This window comes from Tumebacillus permanentifrigoris, assembly GCF_003148565.1.
GTDB classification, from domain to species: Bacteria; Bacillota; Bacilli; order Tumebacillales; family Tumebacillaceae; genus Tumebacillus; species Tumebacillus permanentifrigoris.
The window spans coordinates 88,703-107,135 of the sequence record NZ_QGGL01000009.1 but is presented as its reverse complement, the minus strand read 5'-3'; the positions used below and the strand labels follow the sequence as shown (position 1 = coordinate 107,135).

Annotated in this window: 18 protein-coding genes, 9 tRNA genes and 1 pseudogene; 25 read left to right on the top strand and 3 right to left on the bottom strand. The window is 55.3% G+C overall.

The window, feature by feature from the left end; translation table 11 throughout:
- The first annotated feature begins 80 nt into the window (after positions 1-80).
- Positions 81-773 carry a ribonuclease III gene (gene rnc / locus C7459_RS11760; RefSeq protein ID WP_109689461.1) on the top strand — a complete coding sequence of 231 codons (693 nt, stop codon included), beginning with the start codon at positions 81-83 and terminating at the stop codon, positions 771-773.
- 79 nt (positions 774-852) lie between these two features.
- Here the strand turns inward: rnc and C7459_RS11755 are convergent, their stop codons facing one another.
- Entirely contained in the window at positions 853-1,557 is a 705-nt protein-coding gene (locus tag C7459_RS11755) for a type II toxin-antitoxin system PemK/MazF family toxin (RefSeq protein ID WP_109689459.1), read from the bottom strand.
- A gap of 144 nt (positions 1,558-1,701) precedes the next feature.
- Positions 1,702-2,421, bottom strand: a complete 720-nt coding sequence (locus C7459_RS23670) for a hypothetical protein (RefSeq protein ID WP_211320383.1) — start codon at positions 2,419-2,421, stop codon at positions 1,702-1,704.
- Positions 2,422-2,845: 424 nt separating this feature from the next.
- Between C7459_RS23670 and smc the strand changes: the two genes are divergently transcribed.
- The 18 genes from smc (at position 2,846) to C7459_RS11660 (ending at position 12,682) form a co-directional block, all read left to right on the top strand.
- A complete protein-coding gene (gene smc, locus C7459_RS11745) occupies positions 2,846-6,421 on the top strand; it encodes a chromosome segregation protein SMC (RefSeq protein ID WP_109689457.1) in 3,576 nt (1,191 codons plus the stop codon).
- A gap of 41 nt (positions 6,422-6,462) precedes the next feature.
- Positions 6,463-7,401 carry a signal recognition particle-docking protein FtsY gene (gene ftsY / locus C7459_RS11740; protein WP_109689455.1) on the top strand — a complete coding sequence of 313 codons (939 nt, stop codon included), beginning with the start codon at positions 6,463-6,465 and terminating at the stop codon, positions 7,399-7,401.
- A 94-nt stretch (positions 7,402-7,495) separates the two neighbouring features.
- Positions 7,496-7,831 (top strand): putative DNA-binding protein, encoded by a 336-nt coding sequence (locus C7459_RS11735; RefSeq protein ID WP_109689453.1) that lies wholly within the window; start codon positions 7,496-7,498, stop codon positions 7,829-7,831.
- A 19-nt stretch (positions 7,832-7,850) separates the two neighbouring features.
- Positions 7,851-9,203: a signal recognition particle protein gene (gene ffh, locus C7459_RS11730; RefSeq protein ID WP_109689451.1), complete on the top strand. Its 1,353-nt coding sequence runs from the start codon at positions 7,851-7,853 to the stop codon at positions 9,201-9,203.
- A 90-nt stretch (positions 9,204-9,293) separates the two neighbouring features.
- Positions 9,294-9,566, top strand: a complete 273-nt coding sequence (gene rpsP, locus C7459_RS11725; protein ID WP_109689448.1) for a 30S ribosomal protein S16 — start codon at positions 9,294-9,296, stop codon at positions 9,564-9,566.
- A gap of 2 nt (positions 9,567-9,568) precedes the next feature.
- Complete coding sequence (locus C7459_RS11720) at positions 9,569-9,796, top strand: KH domain-containing protein (protein WP_109689446.1); 228 nt, start codon at positions 9,569-9,571, stop codon at positions 9,794-9,796.
- 80 nt (positions 9,797-9,876) lie between these two features.
- Positions 9,877-10,296, top strand: a complete 420-nt coding sequence (locus tag C7459_RS11715; RefSeq protein ID WP_170119427.1) for a YlqD family protein — start codon at positions 9,877-9,879, stop codon at positions 10,294-10,296.
- Positions 10,293-10,817: a ribosome maturation factor RimM gene (gene rimM / locus C7459_RS11710; protein WP_109689442.1), complete on the top strand. Its 525-nt coding sequence runs from the start codon at positions 10,293-10,295 to the stop codon at positions 10,815-10,817. The genes C7459_RS11715 and rimM overlap by 4 nt, the downstream gene beginning before the upstream one ends.
- Before the next feature lie 22 nt (positions 10,818-10,839).
- On the top strand, positions 10,840-11,616 hold the full coding sequence (trmD, locus tag C7459_RS11705; RefSeq protein WP_109689440.1) for a tRNA (guanosine(37)-N1)-methyltransferase TrmD: 777 nt from the start codon (positions 10,840-10,842) through the stop codon (positions 11,614-11,616).
- A gap of 216 nt (positions 11,617-11,832) precedes the next feature.
- Positions 11,833-11,907 (top strand) — tRNA-Gln (locus C7459_RS11700).
- Between the two features lie 11 nt (positions 11,908-11,918).
- Positions 11,919-12,000: transfer RNA gene (locus tag C7459_RS11695), tRNA-Leu, on the top strand.
- 14 nt (positions 12,001-12,014) lie between these two features.
- Positions 12,015-12,090, top strand: a tRNA-Ala gene (locus C7459_RS11690).
- 7 nt (positions 12,091-12,097) lie between these two features.
- Positions 12,098-12,173, top strand: a tRNA-Asn gene (locus C7459_RS11685).
- A gap of 1 nt (position 12,174) precedes the next feature.
- Positions 12,175-12,250 (top strand) — tRNA-Thr (locus C7459_RS11680).
- A gap of 9 nt (positions 12,251-12,259) precedes the next feature.
- Positions 12,260-12,336: transfer RNA gene (locus tag C7459_RS11675), tRNA-Glu, on the top strand.
- A gap of 19 nt (positions 12,337-12,355) precedes the next feature.
- Positions 12,356-12,430: transfer RNA gene (locus C7459_RS11670), tRNA-Gly, on the top strand.
- 12 nt (positions 12,431-12,442) lie between these two features.
- Positions 12,443-12,516: transfer RNA gene (locus tag C7459_RS11665), tRNA-Cys, on the top strand.
- An 83-nt stretch (positions 12,517-12,599) separates the two neighbouring features.
- Positions 12,600-12,682, top strand: a tRNA-Leu gene (locus C7459_RS11660).
- 51 nt (positions 12,683-12,733) lie between these two features.
- Here C7459_RS11660 and C7459_RS11655 read toward each other — a convergent pair.
- The gene (locus tag C7459_RS11655; protein ID WP_109689438.1) at positions 12,734-13,090 is read right to left on the bottom strand and encodes a L,D-transpeptidase; all 357 of its coding nucleotides are present in this window, start codon (positions 13,088-13,090) and stop codon (positions 12,734-12,736) included.
- A 105-nt stretch (positions 13,091-13,195) separates the two neighbouring features.
- On the opposite strand from C7459_RS11655, the gene C7459_RS11650 reads away from it, so the two are divergent.
- The 6 genes and pseudogenes from C7459_RS11650 to C7459_RS11625 all read left to right on the top strand — a co-directional run bounded on the left by C7459_RS11650 (position 13,196) and on the right by C7459_RS11625 (position 18,427).
- On the top strand, positions 13,196-14,014 hold the full coding sequence (locus C7459_RS11650) for a deoxyribonuclease IV (RefSeq protein WP_109689436.1): 819 nt from the start codon (positions 13,196-13,198) through the stop codon (positions 14,012-14,014).
- 139 nt (positions 14,015-14,153) lie between these two features.
- Positions 14,154-15,302, top strand: coding sequence for a C40 family peptidase (locus tag C7459_RS11645; protein WP_109689434.1), 1,149 nt, complete (start codon positions 14,154-14,156; stop codon positions 15,300-15,302).
- Between the two features lie 131 nt (positions 15,303-15,433).
- Positions 15,434-15,781, top strand: a complete 348-nt coding sequence (gene rplS, locus C7459_RS11640) for a 50S ribosomal protein L19 (RefSeq protein WP_109689432.1) — start codon at positions 15,434-15,436, stop codon at positions 15,779-15,781.
- Between the two features lie 84 nt (positions 15,782-15,865).
- Positions 15,866-16,426, top strand: a complete 561-nt coding sequence (gene lepB / locus C7459_RS11635; RefSeq protein ID WP_109689430.1) for a signal peptidase I — start codon at positions 15,866-15,868, stop codon at positions 16,424-16,426.
- Between the two features lie 21 nt (positions 16,427-16,447).
- Positions 16,448-17,317 (top strand): annotated as a pseudogene (ylqF, locus tag C7459_RS11630) (ribosome biogenesis GTPase YlqF); the annotation flags it as partial.
- 273 nt (positions 17,318-17,590) lie between these two features.
- Positions 17,591-18,427 (top strand): ribonuclease HII, encoded by an 837-nt coding sequence (locus C7459_RS11625; RefSeq protein WP_245884506.1) that lies wholly within the window; start codon positions 17,591-17,593, stop codon positions 18,425-18,427.
- Positions 18,428-18,433: the final 6 nt, after the last annotated feature.

Below are 18,433 nucleotides of genomic sequence, written 5' to 3'. Positions count from 1 at the left end.
CGAAAGTACGCTTTGTCCCTGGGAACCGGAGTTTCGGTTGCCAGGGTATCTCCATTTCTGTAGGGTCAGGTGAAGTAGTGGTGGTCATTCAATTTGATAAATTGTTGTCCGACCTCGGGATTCAGTTTCAGAACCGCAAGTTGCTGAAGCAAGCGTTTACGCATGCTTCCTACCGCAACGAGCATCGAACGGAGATCGGACAGGACAACGAACGATTGGAATTCTTGGGAGATGCAGTGTTGGAATTGCTCGTCAGCGAGTATCTGTTCCTCAAGTTCACGAAGATGCCGGAGGGTGAATTGACTCGCCTGCGCGCGACGATCGTGTGTGAACCTTCACTGGTACGATTTGCGACCAAGTTGAACTTCGACAAGTACATTCGTTTGGGACGCGGCGAGGAGATCTCCGGCGGACGCAAGCGACCAGCGCTGTTGGCGGACGTTTTTGAAGCGTTCGTAGGCGCGTATTACCTTGACCAAGGCTTGGCTGCGGTCAAAGAGTTTCTCCACCGCTTTGTCGTCTCGGAACTGACAGACGTCAACGCACCGCTCTTGACCGATTACAAGACGATGCTACAAGAACATGTGCAACGCGAAGGTCTTGGAGCTTTGTCCTATCAAATTTTGGAAGAGCGTGGCCCGGCGCACAATCGTGAGTTCGTGGCACAGGTTTTGCTTGACCACAAGTCGATGGGCGAAGGGATGGGGCGTTCGAAAAAAGAAGCCGAACAACATGCGGCCCAGATGACGATGATGATGCTCGGGAAGATCTGAGCGGGGGGCTTCCTGGAGCGATCAGGGAAAAAAGCATCAAGCAGGAACTAGCTTGATCGCTTGAGGAAGCCTTCTAGGTTCAGGGGATGCTTTCCAGCTCCGAATGGAGCGCACGTAAAGTGGCGAGCTGATGGCGGAGCATTTGGTTTTCGATCTCTAACTGGTGTTGGCGATAGCGTGCATGCAAAAACATTTTGTGCAGACCTGGTGCAAAGTGGCGAGCGATCAGCTCGTCAACGGCGTCCAGGTCTTTTTTGTCGAGCATGATGGGTTCGCCCTGTCCGGTCTGGTCTTCTTGTTGTTGGTGCCATTGTCGGGTGAGGAAGTAACCGAGGATGCGCCGCTTGTCGATCACTTTGATGGCATCTAGTTGCAGGGTAGAGGGAGCGTCGAGTGGGTAATGGTGAGGGAGGTCGTAGTGGAGGGCGATCGCATCGCCGTACTTTTTGCTGGTCATCGGGGCGATCAAGGCCCAGTTGCGGCCTTCGAAGAGGAGTAGGCAGGGGTGGCGATAGGAGGTTTCGGAGCCGATGTTGTAGGCACCGAGGTCAGCGTAGATCAGCCGCCCTCGCTTGTAGCGGGTGTGGTTTTCCGGGTATTGGTTGCGTTCGAGCCAGAATTCGTGCCAGAGGATCAGGGGGACGGAGCGACGGAGGGAGGAATTGGTGAGGAAGAGCAAGAGTTTGCCGATCGACTTCATCATCTCTGGCAGAACTCCTTCCTGAACGGCACTGCGTTCAGGGTGCAGACGGTACAGGTCGAGCAAGAGTTTTTTGTTCGGCATCACAGTGAGGTCTCCTTACGAGGAAGTATGAGAGGGTGTGCAGGGGAACGTTCGTACTATTTTAACCACAAACCCATTTAACATGTCAAGGATATGTTGCGAAAAAATCCCCCACACGGAAACGTGTAGGGGATTTCTTTTTTGCTAAGGCGTGGTCGTGCCACCCGCGTCAATGCCACCGGTGTCCGTACCCCCAGGTGGGGTGGTGTCACCAGCCGGAGTGCCAGTGTCTGTCCCACCCGTTGTCGTGCCAGTGTCGGTACCGCCAGCCGGAGTGCCAGTGTCAGTCCCACCAGTTGTAGTGCCGGTTTCCGTCCCTGTACCAGTCCCGGTTGTAGTGCCAGTTTCCGTCCCTGTGCCAGTCCCGGTTGAAGTGCCAGTTTCCGTCCCGGTCCCAGTCGTTGTGCCAGTCCCTGTACCCGTTTCCGTCGTAGTCGTAGTGCTAGTCCCAGCACCCGTTTCCGTCCCGGTTCCAGTGCCAGTCCCGGTCGTAGAGCCAGTCCCTGTACCTGTTTCCGTCGTGGTCGTCGTTCCTGTTTCCCCAGCGGTCGTGCCTGCGCCTGTTGTGCCGGTCGTTGTCCCACCAGTATCTCCGGTCGCAAATGCCGCCGGTGCAGCGGCGGCCCCCACAAGTGGGATCGTCGCCAGCAGGGCCGTCCCCATCATCACTTTCGCACGGGTGATCTTCGAGTTCGGGAAGCGTTCCTTCACGTACTCGTTGACGTTCTGCTCCAACTGATGCCGCTTTTTCCCATCCAAACGGCGACCTGGCTCCTGTGCAAACTCTTCTAAGTTGCGCTTCAGATGCAACACAATCGTGAAACCTCCATCACCCATCGGTTGCAACTCGTAACGTTCGAACAAATAGAAAACCTCCTTTGAGATGCATGTCAAAATCCGTACCCACACATCCCTAGCATCTGCAAAATACGCACAAAAAAAGACCGCCAGCGCGAAACTGGCCGTCCAATTAAGGGGAAATCATATAAAAGTTTGCATGTCTGCACGATTTACCGTACAGATTGCAAAGAATTCGCACGGTACATCTCGTAATCACGATCCATCTGATGCAAGGTAAAAAGCGCTTCCAGCAGCTTTGCCACCTTTTTCATCACGGTGTTCCTCCTCAGGAGAAGTTTTTTCCAACACCTCTATCGTACCCCACGACCATGAAGGGCGTGTGAAGGAATCGTTTCCTTTTGATTATTTGTGCATCTGCACAGGAAGTGAACCACTGTGATAGAATAGATTAGTTGAAAGCCCATCTAAAGCTCTGGAGGGGAACAGGTTGTATCTGAAACGAATAGAGGCGATCGGGTTCAAGTCGTTCGCCGACCGCACGGAGCTGGAATTCGTGCCGGGCGTGACGGCTGTCGTCGGCCCGAACGGTTCGGGCAAATCAAACATCTCCGACGCGATCCGTTGGGTGCTCGGCGAACAAAGCGCTAAGTCCTTGCGCGGTTCGAAAATGGAGGACGTGATTTTTGCAGGGTCTGATGGTCGCAAGGCCGTCAACTTTTGCGAAGTCTCTCTGACGCTGGACAACAGCAATCGTGAACTAGACCTCGACTACAACGAAGTCACTGTCACCCGCCGGGTATACCGTTCGGGCGACTCCGAATATATGATCAACAAGCAAACTTGTCGCTTGAAGGACATCTCCGAACTGTTCATGGACACCGGCCTCGGCAAGGAAGCCTACTCGATCATCGGCCAAGGCCGCATCGACGAGATCCTGTCCAACAAGTCGGAGGATCGACGAGGGATTTTTGAGGAAGCAGCAGGGATCGTCAAGTACAAATCCCGCAAAAAAGAAGCCGAGAAAAAACTAGACGAAACCACCGCCAACCTGATCCGCATCGCGGACGTGATCGGTGAACTCGATGCGTCGATGGAACCGATGGGCTTCCAAGCCGAAGTTGCCAAGGAAGCACGAGAACTTCGCCAGCAGCTCGAACGTTACGAAGTCGCGCTCTACGTCCACGACATCGAAGACCTGCACCAGCGCTGGAAGGAAGGCAGCGGCGAGGGCGAAAAGCTCTCGGCCGATCACCTCGATCGTTCTGCACAAGTCAACCTCCAAGAAGCGGATTACGAAAAACTGCGCTGGGAACTCGCCCAGATCGAGCAATCGATCGAAGCGGCACAAAAGGCACTCGTCGAGGTTGTCCAAGAGCACGAAAAGTCGGAAGGCCGCCGCAAGCTCCTGCAGGAGCGGCAACAAAACCTGCAGGCCAGCCACACCGACCTCGACTCCGTGTTGGAAAAACTGACCCGCGAGCATCAGCAGCACACCGCGATGCGCGTCGAGGAGCAGTCCAAGGCCGATGCACTACACGCCCATATCGAATCGTTAAAACGCGATCTCGAGGAAAAGTTGAACCTCGCCAAAGGCTTTCTCGACCGCGCCGAACGCGAGGGTGAAGTGGAGAGCTTGAAGTCCGACTTGATTGAGAAGCTCAACGACAGCGCCTCCAAGCGCAACGAGTTAAAAAATCTCGAATCCGCGCTCGAAATTCTGGAGCGCCGCATCGCTCGCCAAGTCGAGGAGGAGCGTGACTTCACCCAGCGCGTCACCCAACTGCGCGTGGCGTTGGACGAAGCGAACAAGCAGCGCGGTGAGGAAGGCGTCCAGGAAGCAGAAGTCACCGACATGCTGCAAAGCCTGCGCCAAAAAGTCGACGCCGAAACGCGCGACCAAGAAAAGCGCAGTGGGATCTTGCGCCAATGGCAAACTGATCAGACCTCGCACCGTTCCCGCCTAGAACTGTTGCGCGATATGGAGTCCCAGTACGGTGGCTACCAAGTCGGTGTCCGCAACGTCTTGCAAGCAGCTACACGAGGGAATGTTCAAGGCGTGCACGGAGCCGTCGCTGAATTGATGCAGGTGCCGCGCGAGTACGAACTGGCGATGGAGACTGCACTGGGTGGCGCGATGCAGAGCGTCGTCGTGCGCGATGAGAAAGCAGCTCGCGATGCCATTCATTTTTTGAAAAGCAGCGGCGGAGGTCGTGCGACGTTTTTGCCACTGGATGTCATCAAGGGTCGACCCCTCGGCAAGTCGGAGCGCATGGCGATCCAAGGCCACAGCGGATTCGTCGGCATCGGCTCTGAGTTGGTGAAAAGCGATGCTCAGTACCAAAACATCGTGGACAACCTGCTCGGCTCCGTTGTCGTCGCCCGCGCGATCGCTGATGCCAACGCGCTCGCTCGGCTGTTGCAATACCGAGTGCGCATCGTCACCCTCGATGGAGATGTCGTCAATCCTGGAGGTTCGATGAGCGGAGGATCTGTGCAGAAAAAGGGCACATCCCTGCTCGGTCGTACCCGTGAGATCGAGGAGATGGAGGACAAGCTGAAGGCGATGAACACGAAAATCGCCGACGCCCAATCTGTCTATGAACAAAAAGAAGCACAACTCGTCCAAGCGAAGGATGAGATCCGCCGCTTGTCGGAGCGCAGTGAGCAACAACGTGGGTCGATGTACAGCTACGACGCACAAATTCGTGAACTCACCGCGCAACTTCGTGGGGTTGAAGAACGCCTTGAACTGGTGACACTGGAATTGGGGCAGTACAGACTAGAGGAGCAGGACAATCGCTCCAAACAAGATCAAGTGCGCAACTCCTTGGTTGTGTTGGAGTCTGAAACGATCTCGTTACAACGGCTGGTCGATGAGTTGCAGTCCGTGCTCAGGGAACAGCAGACGGTCGCTGCCGATGTGAACGAGGAAGTCACCGCGTTCAAAGTCAAACTGGCAGGCGTCGAGCAGGAACAGGCGAGCGTCATGAACAATGTCCTGCGCCTGCAGGCACGCCTCGCGGAGTTGGCCGAAGAGATCGAAGAGCGGGAGCGCGAACGTCAAGGTCTAACCCAGCGTCTCGAGGAGACTGCACAGGAGCTCCTCGCGGCTGAATCGCTGTACGCCAACTTCGAGGAACACCGCAAGGAAGCGGAAACCAAACTGGATTTGCATCGTGAGGCTAAACTGGGTCTCGCCAGTCGCATGAGACAGATGGAGGCACAACTTCGCGAAGCTCGTCTGCAATTGAAAAACCTCGAACAACTCGTTCACCACAACGAGGTCAAAGTCAACCGCCTCGACGTCGAGTTGAACAACTCGCTGACCAAGCTCGCCGAGGAGTACCACATCTCATTTGAACTGGCCAAGGAACGCTACCCGATGCCTGAGGAACTGGCGATCACCAAGCGCAAAGTTCAAGAGTTCCGTCGAGAGATCGAGCGCTTAGGCGACGTCAACTATGGTGCGATCGAGGAGTATGCCCGGATGCAGGAACGTCACGCCTATCTGACCGAGCAACGCAACGATCTGACCACGGCAGTCGAACAACTGTATGAAGTGATTCGCGAGATCGAGGATGAGATGTCGAAGCGCTTCAATGAGACGTTCTACGCGATTCGCGAGCAGTTTTCTGACGTGTTCGTTGCGCTGTTTGGCGGTGGACGTGCAGACTTGACCCTCACCGATCCTGAGAAGCCGCTAACCACCGGCATCGACGTGGTTGCTCAGCCACCGGGCAAAAAGTTGCAGAACCTGCAACTGCTCTCTGGCGGAGAACGCGCACTGGCTGCGCTGGCGTTGCTTTTTGCCATCCTGCGCATCAAGCCGGTGCCGTTCTGTGTCCTCGACGAAGTTGAAGCGGCGCTCGACGATGCCAATGTGGCGCGTTATTCGATGTACCTGCGAGATTTTTCCAAGCAGACGCAGTTCATCGTCGTGACGCACCGCAAAGGCACGATGGAGGGCGCTGATGTCCTCTATGGTATTACGATGCAAGAATCGGGCGTCTCCAAGGTCGTCTCTGTGCGATTGGTCGATCAAGCGATGGAATTGGCAACCTAGGTGACGGAGTCGCCTTTTTATAGGAGAAGGGAGTAGTTGGCATGGGTTTTTTCAGCAAGATCAAGGAAGGTCTCTCCAAGACGCGCGATGCCTTCTTGGGCAAGGTCGAATCGATCATCACGTTCGGTCGCAAAATTGATGAAGAGTTTTACGAGGAATTAGAGGAAGCGCTGATCATGGCGGACGTCGGCGTCAACACCGTCATGGAGATCATGGACGAACTGCGTGTCGAGGTCAAAAAGCGCAAACTCTCGCAAGCCGAAGAGTTGCGCCCTGTCCTCCAAGAGAAGCTCGCAGATCTCATGGGAAGCGAGGAGCAAGAAGGTCTGCGCATGGCTCCGAACGACCAGCTGACCGTCATCCTGTTCGTCGGCGTCAACGGCGTCGGCAAAACCACGACGATCGGCAAATTGGCGCATAAGTTCAAATCCGAAGGCAAGAAAGTCATCCTCGCTGCGGGCGATACGTTCCGCGCTGGGGCGATTGAGCAACTCGAAGTCTGGGGTCAGCGGGCGGGGGTCGACGTGATCAAGCAATCGGCAGGTTCTGACCCGGCGGCTGTCATCTATGACGGTCTCGCCGCCGCACGCGCTCGCAAAGCGGATGTGCTGCTCTGCGACACGGCAGGACGCCTCCAGAACAAATCCAACCTGATGGACGAATTGAACAAAGTCTACCGCGTCATCAAGCGCGAACTGCCGGATGCTCCGCATGAAGTCCTGCTCGTTCTCGATGCCACCACCGGCCAAAATGCGTTGCAACAAGCGAAATTGTTCGGCGCCACCGCTGGCGTCACCGGCATCGTGCTGTCCAAACTCGATGGCACGGCGAAGGGCGGAATCGTGATCGCGATCCGCAAAGAGCTGGAAATACCCGTGAAATTCGTCGGACTCGGCGAGAAGATCGACGACCTGCAACCGTTTGTACCACAGGAATTCGTGGCTGCACTGTTCTCTGGAGAGCAGGAAGAACACGAATAAAAAGAATTTTTATGAGAGAGTTGACAACACGTTCGCTTTTCAGTAATATACGTCTGTAAAGCAAATCGACTTGACAGGCAGAGGGGCGTCGGACATGCTCGAAAAGACCACCCAGATGAACCTGTTATACGACTTCTACGGGGTTATGCTCACCGAGAAGCAGCGAGAATTTGTGGAACTGTACTACCTGGATGACCTCAGTTTGGCGGAGATCGCTGAACAGTTTGAGATCAGTCGACAGGCTGTGCACGACAACATCCGCCGAGCGAGCGCACAATTGCTCGATTATGAGGCGAAGTTGCACTTGGTCGAGCGGTTTGAACGCCGCCGCGAAGTCGGAAGTCGGGTGTTGTCGCTCCTCGAGAACAGCCCGTACCAACAGGAAAGCGCCCAGATCGCAAGTCTGGTGTGCGAGTTGATCGAGGAATAACCGACAAGGGAGGATGGCTATGGTCTTCGAAGGATTAGCGAACCGATTGCAGGATACCTTCAACCGTCTGCGGGGCAAGGGCAAACTGAGTGAATCGGACGTCGCAGAAGCCATGCGGGAAGTGCGGCTGGCGTTGCTGGAAGCCGACGTCAATTTCAAAGTCGTCAAAGACTTTGTGGCGAAGGTCAAGGAACGTGCAGTTGGACAGGAAGTCCTGCAAAGCCTAACCCCGGGACAACACGTCATCAAGATCGTCAACGAGGAACTTACCGAGTTGATGGGCGGTGCTCAATCGAAGCTCGCCATCAGCCCGAAAGCCCCGACCGTATATATGATGGTCGGATTGCAAGGCGCGGGTAAAACCACCCACACCGGCAAGTTGGCGCGTCTTCTGCAGAAAGACCACAAGAAACCGTTGCTTGTCGCCTGTGACATCTATCGTCCGGCCGCGATCAAGCAGCTCCAAGTTCTCGGCGAACAGCTCGACGTACCGGTGTTCTCCCTCGGCAACGAGGTCAGCCCGGTCGAGATCGCCCGCCAAGCGCTGGAGCATGCCAAGTCGTATGGTCACGATTATGTCCTGATCGACACCGCAGGCCGTTTGCATATCGATGAAGCGTTGATGGACGAACTGAAGCAGATCAAGGAAACGGTACAACCGAACGAGATCCTGCTCGTCGTCGACGCGATGACCGGTCAAGATGCCGTCAACGTCGCCGAGAGCTTCAATACTCAGCTCGACGTGACGGGTGCGATCCTCACCAAGCTCGACGGGGATACACGCGGTGGTGCAGCGCTCTCGATTCGTGCCGTAACAGGCACGCAAATCAAGTTCGCCGGCACCGGGGAGAAGATCGATGCGATCGAACCCTTCCACCCAGACCGGATGGCCTCCCGAATTCTCGGGATGGGCGACGTGCTCACGTTGATCGAGAAAGCCCAAGCGAGCATTGACAAGGACAAAGCGATCGACCTTGAACGGAAGATGCGCAATGCCGACTTCACGCTCGATGACTTCCTCGACCAGTTGCAGCAAGTTAAGCAACTGGGTCCGCTCGACCAGATCATGGGCATGCTGCCAGGCATGAACAAGGTCAAAGGGTTGCAGAACGCCAACGTCGATGACAAGCAGATTGGCCGCATCGAAGCGATCATTCGCTCGATGACCCCGACGGAGCGCACGGAGCCGGGCGTGATCAACTCCAGCCGCCGCAAGCGCATCGCTGCCGGGAGTGGCACATCGGTTCAGGAAGTCAATCGCCTCTTGAAGCAATTCGAAGAGATGCAGAAGATGATGAAACAGTTCTCCGGTATGGCGAAAAAGATGAAAGGCAAGAAGGGCAAAGGCTTCAAATTGCCGTTCATGCCCTAATCCCCGAAAAAATTCACGAGTTTTCAAGTTTTCTGTTCCATTGGAACGGAAGTTATGATATGATTTTGATTCTGTGGAGGTGAAATTACAATGGCAGTTAAGATTCGTCTGAAACGCATGGGTCAAAAGAAAGCTCCGTTCTACCGTTTGGTAGTCGCAGATTCCCGCTCTCCGCGTGATGGCCGTTTTATCGAGGAGATCGGTACCTATAACCCGGTTACCCAACCGGCTCAGATCAACATCGACGAAGAAAAAGCACTCGCATGGCTGAACCAGGGCGCACAACCGTCCGACACCGTGAAGAACCTTTTCTCTAAGACCGGCATCCTCAAGAAGGTACACGAAGCGAAAGCAGGCAAGTAAGCATGAAGCAACTGGTGGAAACCATTGCGAAGGCACTTGTCGACCAACCGGATCAAGTTCGGGTCACCGAACGGATCACGGAGGACGCGATCGTGTACGAACTGTCCGTCTTTCCCTCTGATATGGGCAAGATCATCGGCAAGCAAGGTCGAGTAGCGAAGGCGCTGCGCACAGTCGTCGCGGCCGCCGCTACGGGACAGTCCGAAAAAGTCACGATCGAAATCGTGTAACACAACGAAAGCTAGGAAGCGGATGCTTCCTAGCTTTTTTGTGGTATAATAAGGCACATACCAAAGGAGTGTGAATTTCATTGTTGACTGTAAAAGTACCCGTCGGGATTAAATTGATTCTGACCGAACAGACCAAGCAGGGCATCACCGGTGAAATCAACCAAGCGATCCAACAGATCCAGCATGAGCTGGAACAGATCGAATTCCAAGCGCGCAAAGCACTGGCAGACGCTGAGCAACATGGCCCGGAAGCTGTTCAAGGCCTGACCGCCCGCATCAACCAAGAGCGCGGCGCTCGCATGGAGCGTCGTGAGCAACTGATGCAACAACTCGTACAGATTCAACAATCGCCGATCAACTCGGAAATCCCCGGCGGCCAAGTGGAATCTTCCGTGAACGTGAGCGTTGGCGACATCTGGGAAGAAACCGTTCAAGGCACCGAGATCGTGCTCAAGGATGGCGTGGTCGTGGAAATTCGTCGTGCGGGTGATGCTGTTTGAGTGAAAAGAAACTGATCCTCGTCGGCCACTTGGTGAACACCCAAGGGGTGCGCGGTGAAGTACGAGTTGTCTCGCGAACAGACTTCGATGATGTCCGTTTCGAGACCGGCTCGCAGCTGTTGCTCGTGCATCCGAATCACCCCAAGCCAATTAAGTTGAAAGTTGCTTCGTCCCGACCACATAAACAATTCATCCTGCTGACATTCGAGGGGCATTTTAACATCGACGATGTGGAAAAGTACAAGGGTGGCGACTTGATGGTCCCTGAGACCGAACTGGTCGAGCTGCCGGAGAATACGTACTTTATCTACCAATTGATTGGCTGCCAAGTCGTGTCGGATGAGGGACAGGAGCTCGGCGTCCTCCGGGACGTGCTCCAACCAGGGGCGAACGACGTGTATGTCGTGAAACCGCCCAAGGGCAAGGACATCCTGCTGCCGGTGATTCCGGAGTGTGTGTTGGATGTGGATGTAGTCAACAAAAAAGTTCTGGTACATATCTTGCCGGGCCTGCTGGACTGATCGATGGTTGGAGGCGACAGCATTGCGTATTGACATCGTAACCATCTTTCCAGAAATGTTTGAAGGCGTGATCAACAGTTCGATTCTGGGACGAGCGCGCCGTGAGGGGCTGGTCGAGATCAACTTGATCGACTTCCGCGCCTACTCGCCGAACAAGCACAACACCGTCGACGATACCCCGTATGGGGGCGGCGGCGGCATGGTGCTCAAGCCCGAGCCGATCTTCGCCGCTGTGGAGGCGCTTACAGAGCCACCAGAGGCTGGTCAAGCCTCTGCACAGCAGGACAAGCGCCGCCCGCGCGTGATCTTGACCTGTCCGCAGGGCGAGGTCTATTCGCAAGCCAAAGCGCTCGATTTCGCCTCTGAGGAGCACTTGGTGATCATCGCCGGTCACTATGAAGGCTATGACGAGCGCATCCGGGAGTACTTGGTCACCGACGAGATCTCCGTTGGTGATTATGTGTTGACCGGGGGCGAGTTGCCCGCGATGGTGATCGTGGACAGCGTGACGCGGTTGTTGCCAGGCGTGTTGGGGAATAACACATCGGCCGTGCTCGATTCGTTTCGCGAAGGCTTGCTCGAATACCCGCATTACACCCGCCCAGCAGCGTTTCGTGGCTGGTCGGTGCCCGATGTGTTGCTCTCTGGGCATCATGGCAACGTAGAGCGCTGGCGGCGCAAGGAATCGCTGCGCCGCACCCTGCTACGCCGCCCGGACCTGCTGCAATCGCTTGAACTGACCAAGGAAGATCGCAAACTCCTCGACGAAGTGAAGCGGGAAGAGGGCATCTCGCGGTAAAAAAAGCCCCGTTCGGTGACGATCGGGGCTTTTTTCATGAGCATGAGCGATGTAATCACGAATTTTGCGCGAAAATAACCCTAGTGGGACTTGTCCTCCTCAGGAGGTCCGTGTTATATTTGTCTTGTCGCCGCGAGAGGTTCTGCTTCACACGAACGAGTGGTTGACATCGATTCGAGGATGTGTTATCCTAATTCTCGTCACCGATACAAACGTTGGGGAGTCGCCAAGCGGTAAGGCAACAGACTTTGACTCTGTCATGCGAAGGTTCGATCCCTTCCTCCCCAGCCACATACACACACGCCGGAGTGGCGGAATGGCAGACGCAGTCGACTCAAAATCGACCGGGAAACCGTGGGGGTTCGAGTCCCTTCTCCGGCACCACATTTTCACCCTTTGGGGGGTTAGCTCAGTTGGTAGAGCACCTGCCTTGCAAGCAGGGGGTCAGCGGTTCGAATCCGCTACTCTCCACCATTTTTATTCCTCGATAGCTCAGTTGGTAGAGCGCCCGACTGTTAATCGGATGGTCGCAAGTTCGAGTCTTGCTCGGGGAGCCACGCCTTTTTAGCTCAGTAGGTAGAGCGCATCCATGGTAAGGATGAGGTCATCGGTTCGATTCCGGTAAAAGGCACCATATTTGCTTGGCTCGTTGGAGAAGCGGCTTAACTCATCGCCCTTTCAAGGCGACATTCACGGGTTCGAATCCCGTACGAGTCACCAATTTTACTCAATACCTCATGCGGAAGTGGCTCAGGGGTAGAGCATCGCCTTGCCAAGGCGAGGGTCGTGGGTTCGAATCCCATCTTCCGCTCCATTTTTATGTTCTGGTGGCATAGCCAAGTGGTAAGGCGTAGGTCTGCAAAACCTTGATCCCCGGTTCAAATCCGGGTGCCACCTCCATAACGCGTTACCATGTCGGATACAAACGTCCGATTTTTTTATTGCCAAAATTCTTTCTCTATGTTATGCTATATACTGTCCTTGCGGGTGTGGTGGAATGGCAGACACAACAGACTTAAAATCTGTCGGGTTTCCCGTGCCGGTTCGAGTCCGGCCACCCGCACCAACCTAGTACCAACCAAGCATCTCTCCGTTCGCGGAGAGATGCTTTTTTTCATTAGGGCACAATCTGCACCACCGTCCCGATCGCCACACGTTTGGCGAGATCGAGCACATCCCGATTGTGCATGCGGATGCAGCCGTGTGAGACAAACTTGCCGATTGAGGACTCGTTGTTCGTGCCATGGATTCCGTAGCCTTTTTTGGACAGCCCCATCCAAAAGTCGCCGTAGACCGAGCGTGGTCCGCCCGGGCGGCGTTCAGGGTCTTGAACTTTGTTGATAATTTTGAAGGTGCCGGTCGGGGTCTTCGTGGCGATTTTGCCAACGCCGACAGGGTAGGTGCGCACGGTCTTGCCGTCTTGGAGCAGCGTGAGTTGGCGCTTGCCAAGCGAGATGCGGATGCTGGTCGCCATAGGTGAAATCTCCTCCTTTTTTCCACAGCGTATGCGCGTTTGCCTGTGCGGGGAACCTATGCTACACTTTCGAAAGACTACCATAGAGAGGGCGGATTGACCCAGATGCCGAAATTGGGCGCGAACGTTTCCATCGCCAAACACGGTCTGCTCGCAGCCGTTCAGGAATCGATTGGCTATGAAGCTGACACCTATATGATCTACACCCGCTCCAACCGCGGAGGCAAGGCCAAGGACATCACCCTGTTCAACCGTGAGAAAGCTTATGAGCTGATGCAAGAGCACAAACTCAGCGATCCGGTCGTCCATGCGCCGTACCTCGTCAATCTTGCTTCTAATAAGGAAGAGACGTTCGAATATGGTGTCAACCTCCTGCGCGAAGACATCGAACGCACTACATATCTCGGCATCCAGCACATCGTCTTCCACCCAGGCTCGCACACGGGGGCTGGGGTCGAATACGGCATCAAGCGCATCGCCGAAGGGCTTGACTTGATCCTGACCGGCGAGGAGACGATCAACGTCTGCCTGGAACTGATGGCAGGAGACGGTTCCAAAGTCGGTTCCAACTTCGAGGAATTGGCGGAGATCATCTCGCTCGTCAAGCACCGGGACAAGCTCGCCGTCTGCCTCGACACGTGCCACTTGTGGTCGGCAGGCTATGACATCGTGAACGACTTTGACGGCGTGATGCAGAAGTTTGACGACACCGTCGGACTCGACCGCCTAAAAGTTTGGCACATCAACGATTCCAAGACCGAGTTCAACTCGCGCAAGGACCGTCACGCCAACATCGGTGAAGGCACGATAGGCGCTGAAGCGATCAAGCGGATCGTGCATCACGAACTGGCGAAGGACAAGCCGCTGATTTTGGAAACACCGGAAGGAAAGTACAAGGAAGAGATCGCGTTTTTGCGCGCGTAACCTCCGTCCTTGCTGAAAAAGAGACCCGTCCTCGCGGCGGGTCTCTTGGCTTTTCTACCATCTATTGCTCAGACTGCAAAACTTCGTACCCACAAACAATAGCCCTGAGGTCCGAAATCTTGTAGCTGAGGTGATAGAGATGAACAATCGGAAGAACAAACGCATGGCTTTAGCACTTGTCGCCCTGTTCGCTTTGATGCCGTTGCCCACCGCTGTCAATGCACTGACCACAGATGCGCAGTCCGCGAGCACGGTCCAGCCCGCCGTCCCAAGTCTCAGTTATTCGAGCGTCGCTCGCGCAGGTGTCCTGATCAATGGCACCGCCAAGGCGGCGATCAACCCGATTCTGATCAGCGGGGTCTATTATGTGCCATTTAAAGACATCGCACATGTGTTGGATTACGACTCGATCAGCTACAACACCGGCACCAAGACGTACAGCGCAACAGATGGTTCTGTCACCGTGCGCGTGACGATCGGCGGCACACAAGCACGCAAGGGTGATGAGACCTTGATCATCCCCGCGCCGAAGTTTATCAACGGCACTACCTATTTGAGCCTCGATGCGGTGAGTGCGGTGTTCAACACCTTCACGTACTTCAACCCACCGGATGGGTCGATTCGCGTTCAGATGCCAGCCATGACCTATAAAGTGCAAGCTGGAGACTCGCTGTTCACAATCGCTCAAGCGCATCACACCACCGCGACAGCTGTACGGTCGTCGAACGGGTTGAAGTCTGACTTGTTGATGCCAGGTCAAGTGTTGCGCTTGCCGGCAGAGGACCAAAAGCGCGAGATGGAATCGACGCCACAAGGCACCGCGCCAACGCAAGCGCCAGAAGGAACAACCCCGGAAGCTGCGACGCCGACCGCGACCTTGTCTCCGAGTGCCGCAGCCAAGGCACAAGCCATCATCACGCTCGGCAAAAAGTACATGGGCGTGCCGTACAAGTTCGGGGCGAAAACCACCGATGCACCGCGTCTGATGGACTGCTCGTCGTTCATGCAGTACATTTTTAAATCCCAAGGGATCGCACTGCCGCGAGATTCTCGCCAACAAGGTGCGATCGGGACGAAAGTGCTGAAATCGCAGTTGCAACCGGGGGATCTGATCTTCTTCAAATATCCGGAACGCTACTCGGACGGTCGGATCGGTCACGTCGGTGTCTACATCGGCAATGGGCAGATGTTGCATACGATCCCGCGCACCGGGGTTACGATCACGAAGTTCACCACGTCCAGCTACTGGACCAAAAACTTCTTGTATGGCAAACGAGTGATCAAGTAACAAGTTTCCCCTGAGAACCGTTGCCAAGCCCTCCAACCCTGTGTTATAATCGTTTTTGTGACATCAAGGCGGTCCGCTATCTGGTGCCTGAAGGCCCATGACACGAACGCCTGCAGGGAGGAGGTAATACCATGAACCAAAACCTTTTGGCTCAAATCACTGCGGAACAAATCCGCACCGATATCCCGACTTTCAAGCCAGGCGACACTGTTCGCGTACACGTGAAAGTAAAAGAGGGTACTCGTGAACGTATCCAGGTCTTCGAAGGCGTAGTTATCAAGCGTCGTGGTGGTGGCATCTCTGCTACTTTCACCGTTCGTAAGATTTCTTACGGCGTAGGCGTAGAGCGTACTTTCCCGCTCCATACCCCGAAGTTCGAAAAGATCGAAGTGATGCGCCGTGGCCGCGTACGTCGTGCGAAACTGTACTACCTGCGTAACCTCACCGGTAAAGCTGCGCGTATTAAAGAGATCCGTTAATCAACAAAGACCAGGGACTTGTGACTCGTTGCAAGTCCCTTCTTTGTATCTTTTGTATCTGTCATCGCGCAGGAGGGTACGCTAATGAGTGAGCACGTACAGGGAACGACCACGCCTGACACCAAGCCAGTCAAGAAGCGCAACGAGACATGGGAGTGGATCAAGTCGTTGTTGATCGCCTTTGTGTTGGCTCTCTTGATCCGTCAATTTTTGTTTGCGATCTTTATGGTCGACGGACAATCGATGGTGCCGACCTTGCAAGACCGCGAGCGTTTGGTTGTCAACAAGCTGGTCTATCATTTACATAAGCCGGAGTACAACGACATCCTCGTATTCAAATACCCTTCCGATGAGAGCAAGGACTTCATCAAGCGCGTCATCGGCCTTCCCGGAGACAAGATCGAGATCCGTGATTTCAAAGTCTTCCGCAACGGTCAGGAGTTGGACGAGTCGTTCATCGCTGAACCGACGGGTCCGACGGAAAAGACCTTCGCCGTGCCGGACGGAATGATTTTTGTCATGGGTGACAACCGCAATTATTCCAAGGACAGCCGTGACCCGCAAGTGGGCTACGTGAAGGACGAGGAAATCATCGGCCGCGCTGAGATCGTCTGGTGGCCGTTTGGCAACTTCCGCAAAATTTAACCACATAGGGGGAACGTCCGCATGACTACCATTCAATGGTTCCCCGGCCATATGGCCAAGGCACGCCGGGAAGTCACGGAGAAGCTCAAGCTGGTGGACATCGTCATGGAGCTCGTCGACGCGAGACTCCCGCTCTCCAGCCGCAATCCGATGATGGATGAGCTCGTGCAACACAAACCGCGCTTGGTGCTGCTGAACAAGGCCGATCTGGCCGATCCGCGGATCACCGAGCTGTGGGTGAAGTACTTCCGCTCCAAGGGACTCGATGCTTTGCCGATCAACGCGATCAAGGGTGAAGGTTTGCCCAAGGCTGCGGCAGAAGCGAAGCGCCTGTTCGGGCCCAAGATGGAAGCGATGATGAAAAAGGGCATCCGCCCTCGTGCAACCCGTGCGATGATCCTCGGCATCCCGAACGTCGGGAAGTCGTCGCTGATCAATCGGATGGCGAAAAAAACGATCGCCAAAACGGGCGACCGTCCAGGCGTCACGCAAGCCCAGCAGTGGATCAAGGTGGGCAAGGACTTCGAACTGCTCGATACGCCGGGGATTCTCTGGCCGAAGTTTGAAGACCCGCAAGTCGGCCTGCGTCTGGCCTCGACTGGCGCGATCAAGGAGGAGATCCTTGACACCGAGCCGGTGGCGATCTACATCGTCAACCTGATGAACTCGCGCTACAAAAACGTGCTGGAAACCCGCTACAACATCGAATCGTTGCCGGAGAACCCGCGTGAGGCGATTGAAGTGATCGGTCGAAAGCGCGGCTTCCTGCGCCACGGCAACATCGTGGACTTAGAAGCGACGTGGAAGTTGCTGATCCGTGAATTCCGTGGCGGGCAGTACGGGCGGATCTCCTTGGAGAATCCGCAGGACTTGCCGGTCGAGGAAGTGCAAGCAGAGCCAGCGGTCAAGGTCTCCGCAAAAGTGGAACAGACTACCCCCGTTGCACAAGAGGCGGATCTTGCAGGTAAAGAGTCTGCTCTTGCGGGCGTTGAGTCTTCCTCTACGGATGAGACACCTGCTGGTGAAGCGGCAACACCTGAAGTTGAAGTGAAACTTGCAGAAACTACCACCGTGGAGTAACGCGGTGGTTTTTTGTTGTTTGACAGGATTCGACTGCTGATTGGCGAATGGAATAGGAACAGTGAGTGAAGGGAGAATGTCAGGATGTCTCGCAAGAAAATCGAGTTTCACACCATGACCATCGGGGACGTCCGTGACTGGCTCCAGACGAATACACCGTCCACGCGCCAGATCAAGACGATCAGTCAGGATGAGCGCGCCGGTGTGCGCAAGTTGATCGAGAGCTACCTCCGCGAGCAGAAGCGGCTCACCGTGGAAGCGGCGCGCCAAGAGCGGATGTGGAGCTATGAACGACGCGCCGGCGAGCAAGGGTTTCTGCGGGTCGCCGGCATCGACGAAGCGGGACGCGGACCGTTAGCTGGACCTGTTGTCGCAGCGGCGGTGATCCTGCCAGAGCAGATCGACCTGCCTGGCCTCAACGATTCCAAACAAGTCAAAGAAAACGTCCGCGATCAGCTCTACGACCTGATCTGCGCACAAGCGGTTGCCTATGGCGTAGGCATCGTGGACGTGGATTATATAGATCGTCACAACATCTTGCAAGGCACATTCGAAGCGTCACGTCGAGCGCTCGCCCAACTCGAAGCACAGTTTGGCTTGGTTCCAGACTATCTGTTGACCGATTTCTTGAAGATCCCTGGTGTGACGCAACCGTATGAAGCGATTGTGAAGGGCGACTCCAGTTCGTACTCCATCGCAGCGGCGTCGATCTTGGCGAAGGTGACGCGAGATCGGCTGATGGTCGAGTATGCGGCACAGTATCCGCAGTATGGATTTGCTCGCAACAAAGGCTACGGCAGCCCGGATCATCTGGCAGCGCTGGAGGAGCATGGGCCATGCCCGCTCCACCGGACCTCGTTTGCGCCGGTGGCACAGAAGTTGCAACTCCAAGGTTCGTTGTTCGACGGGTTTGAGTTCTAGCGCCGC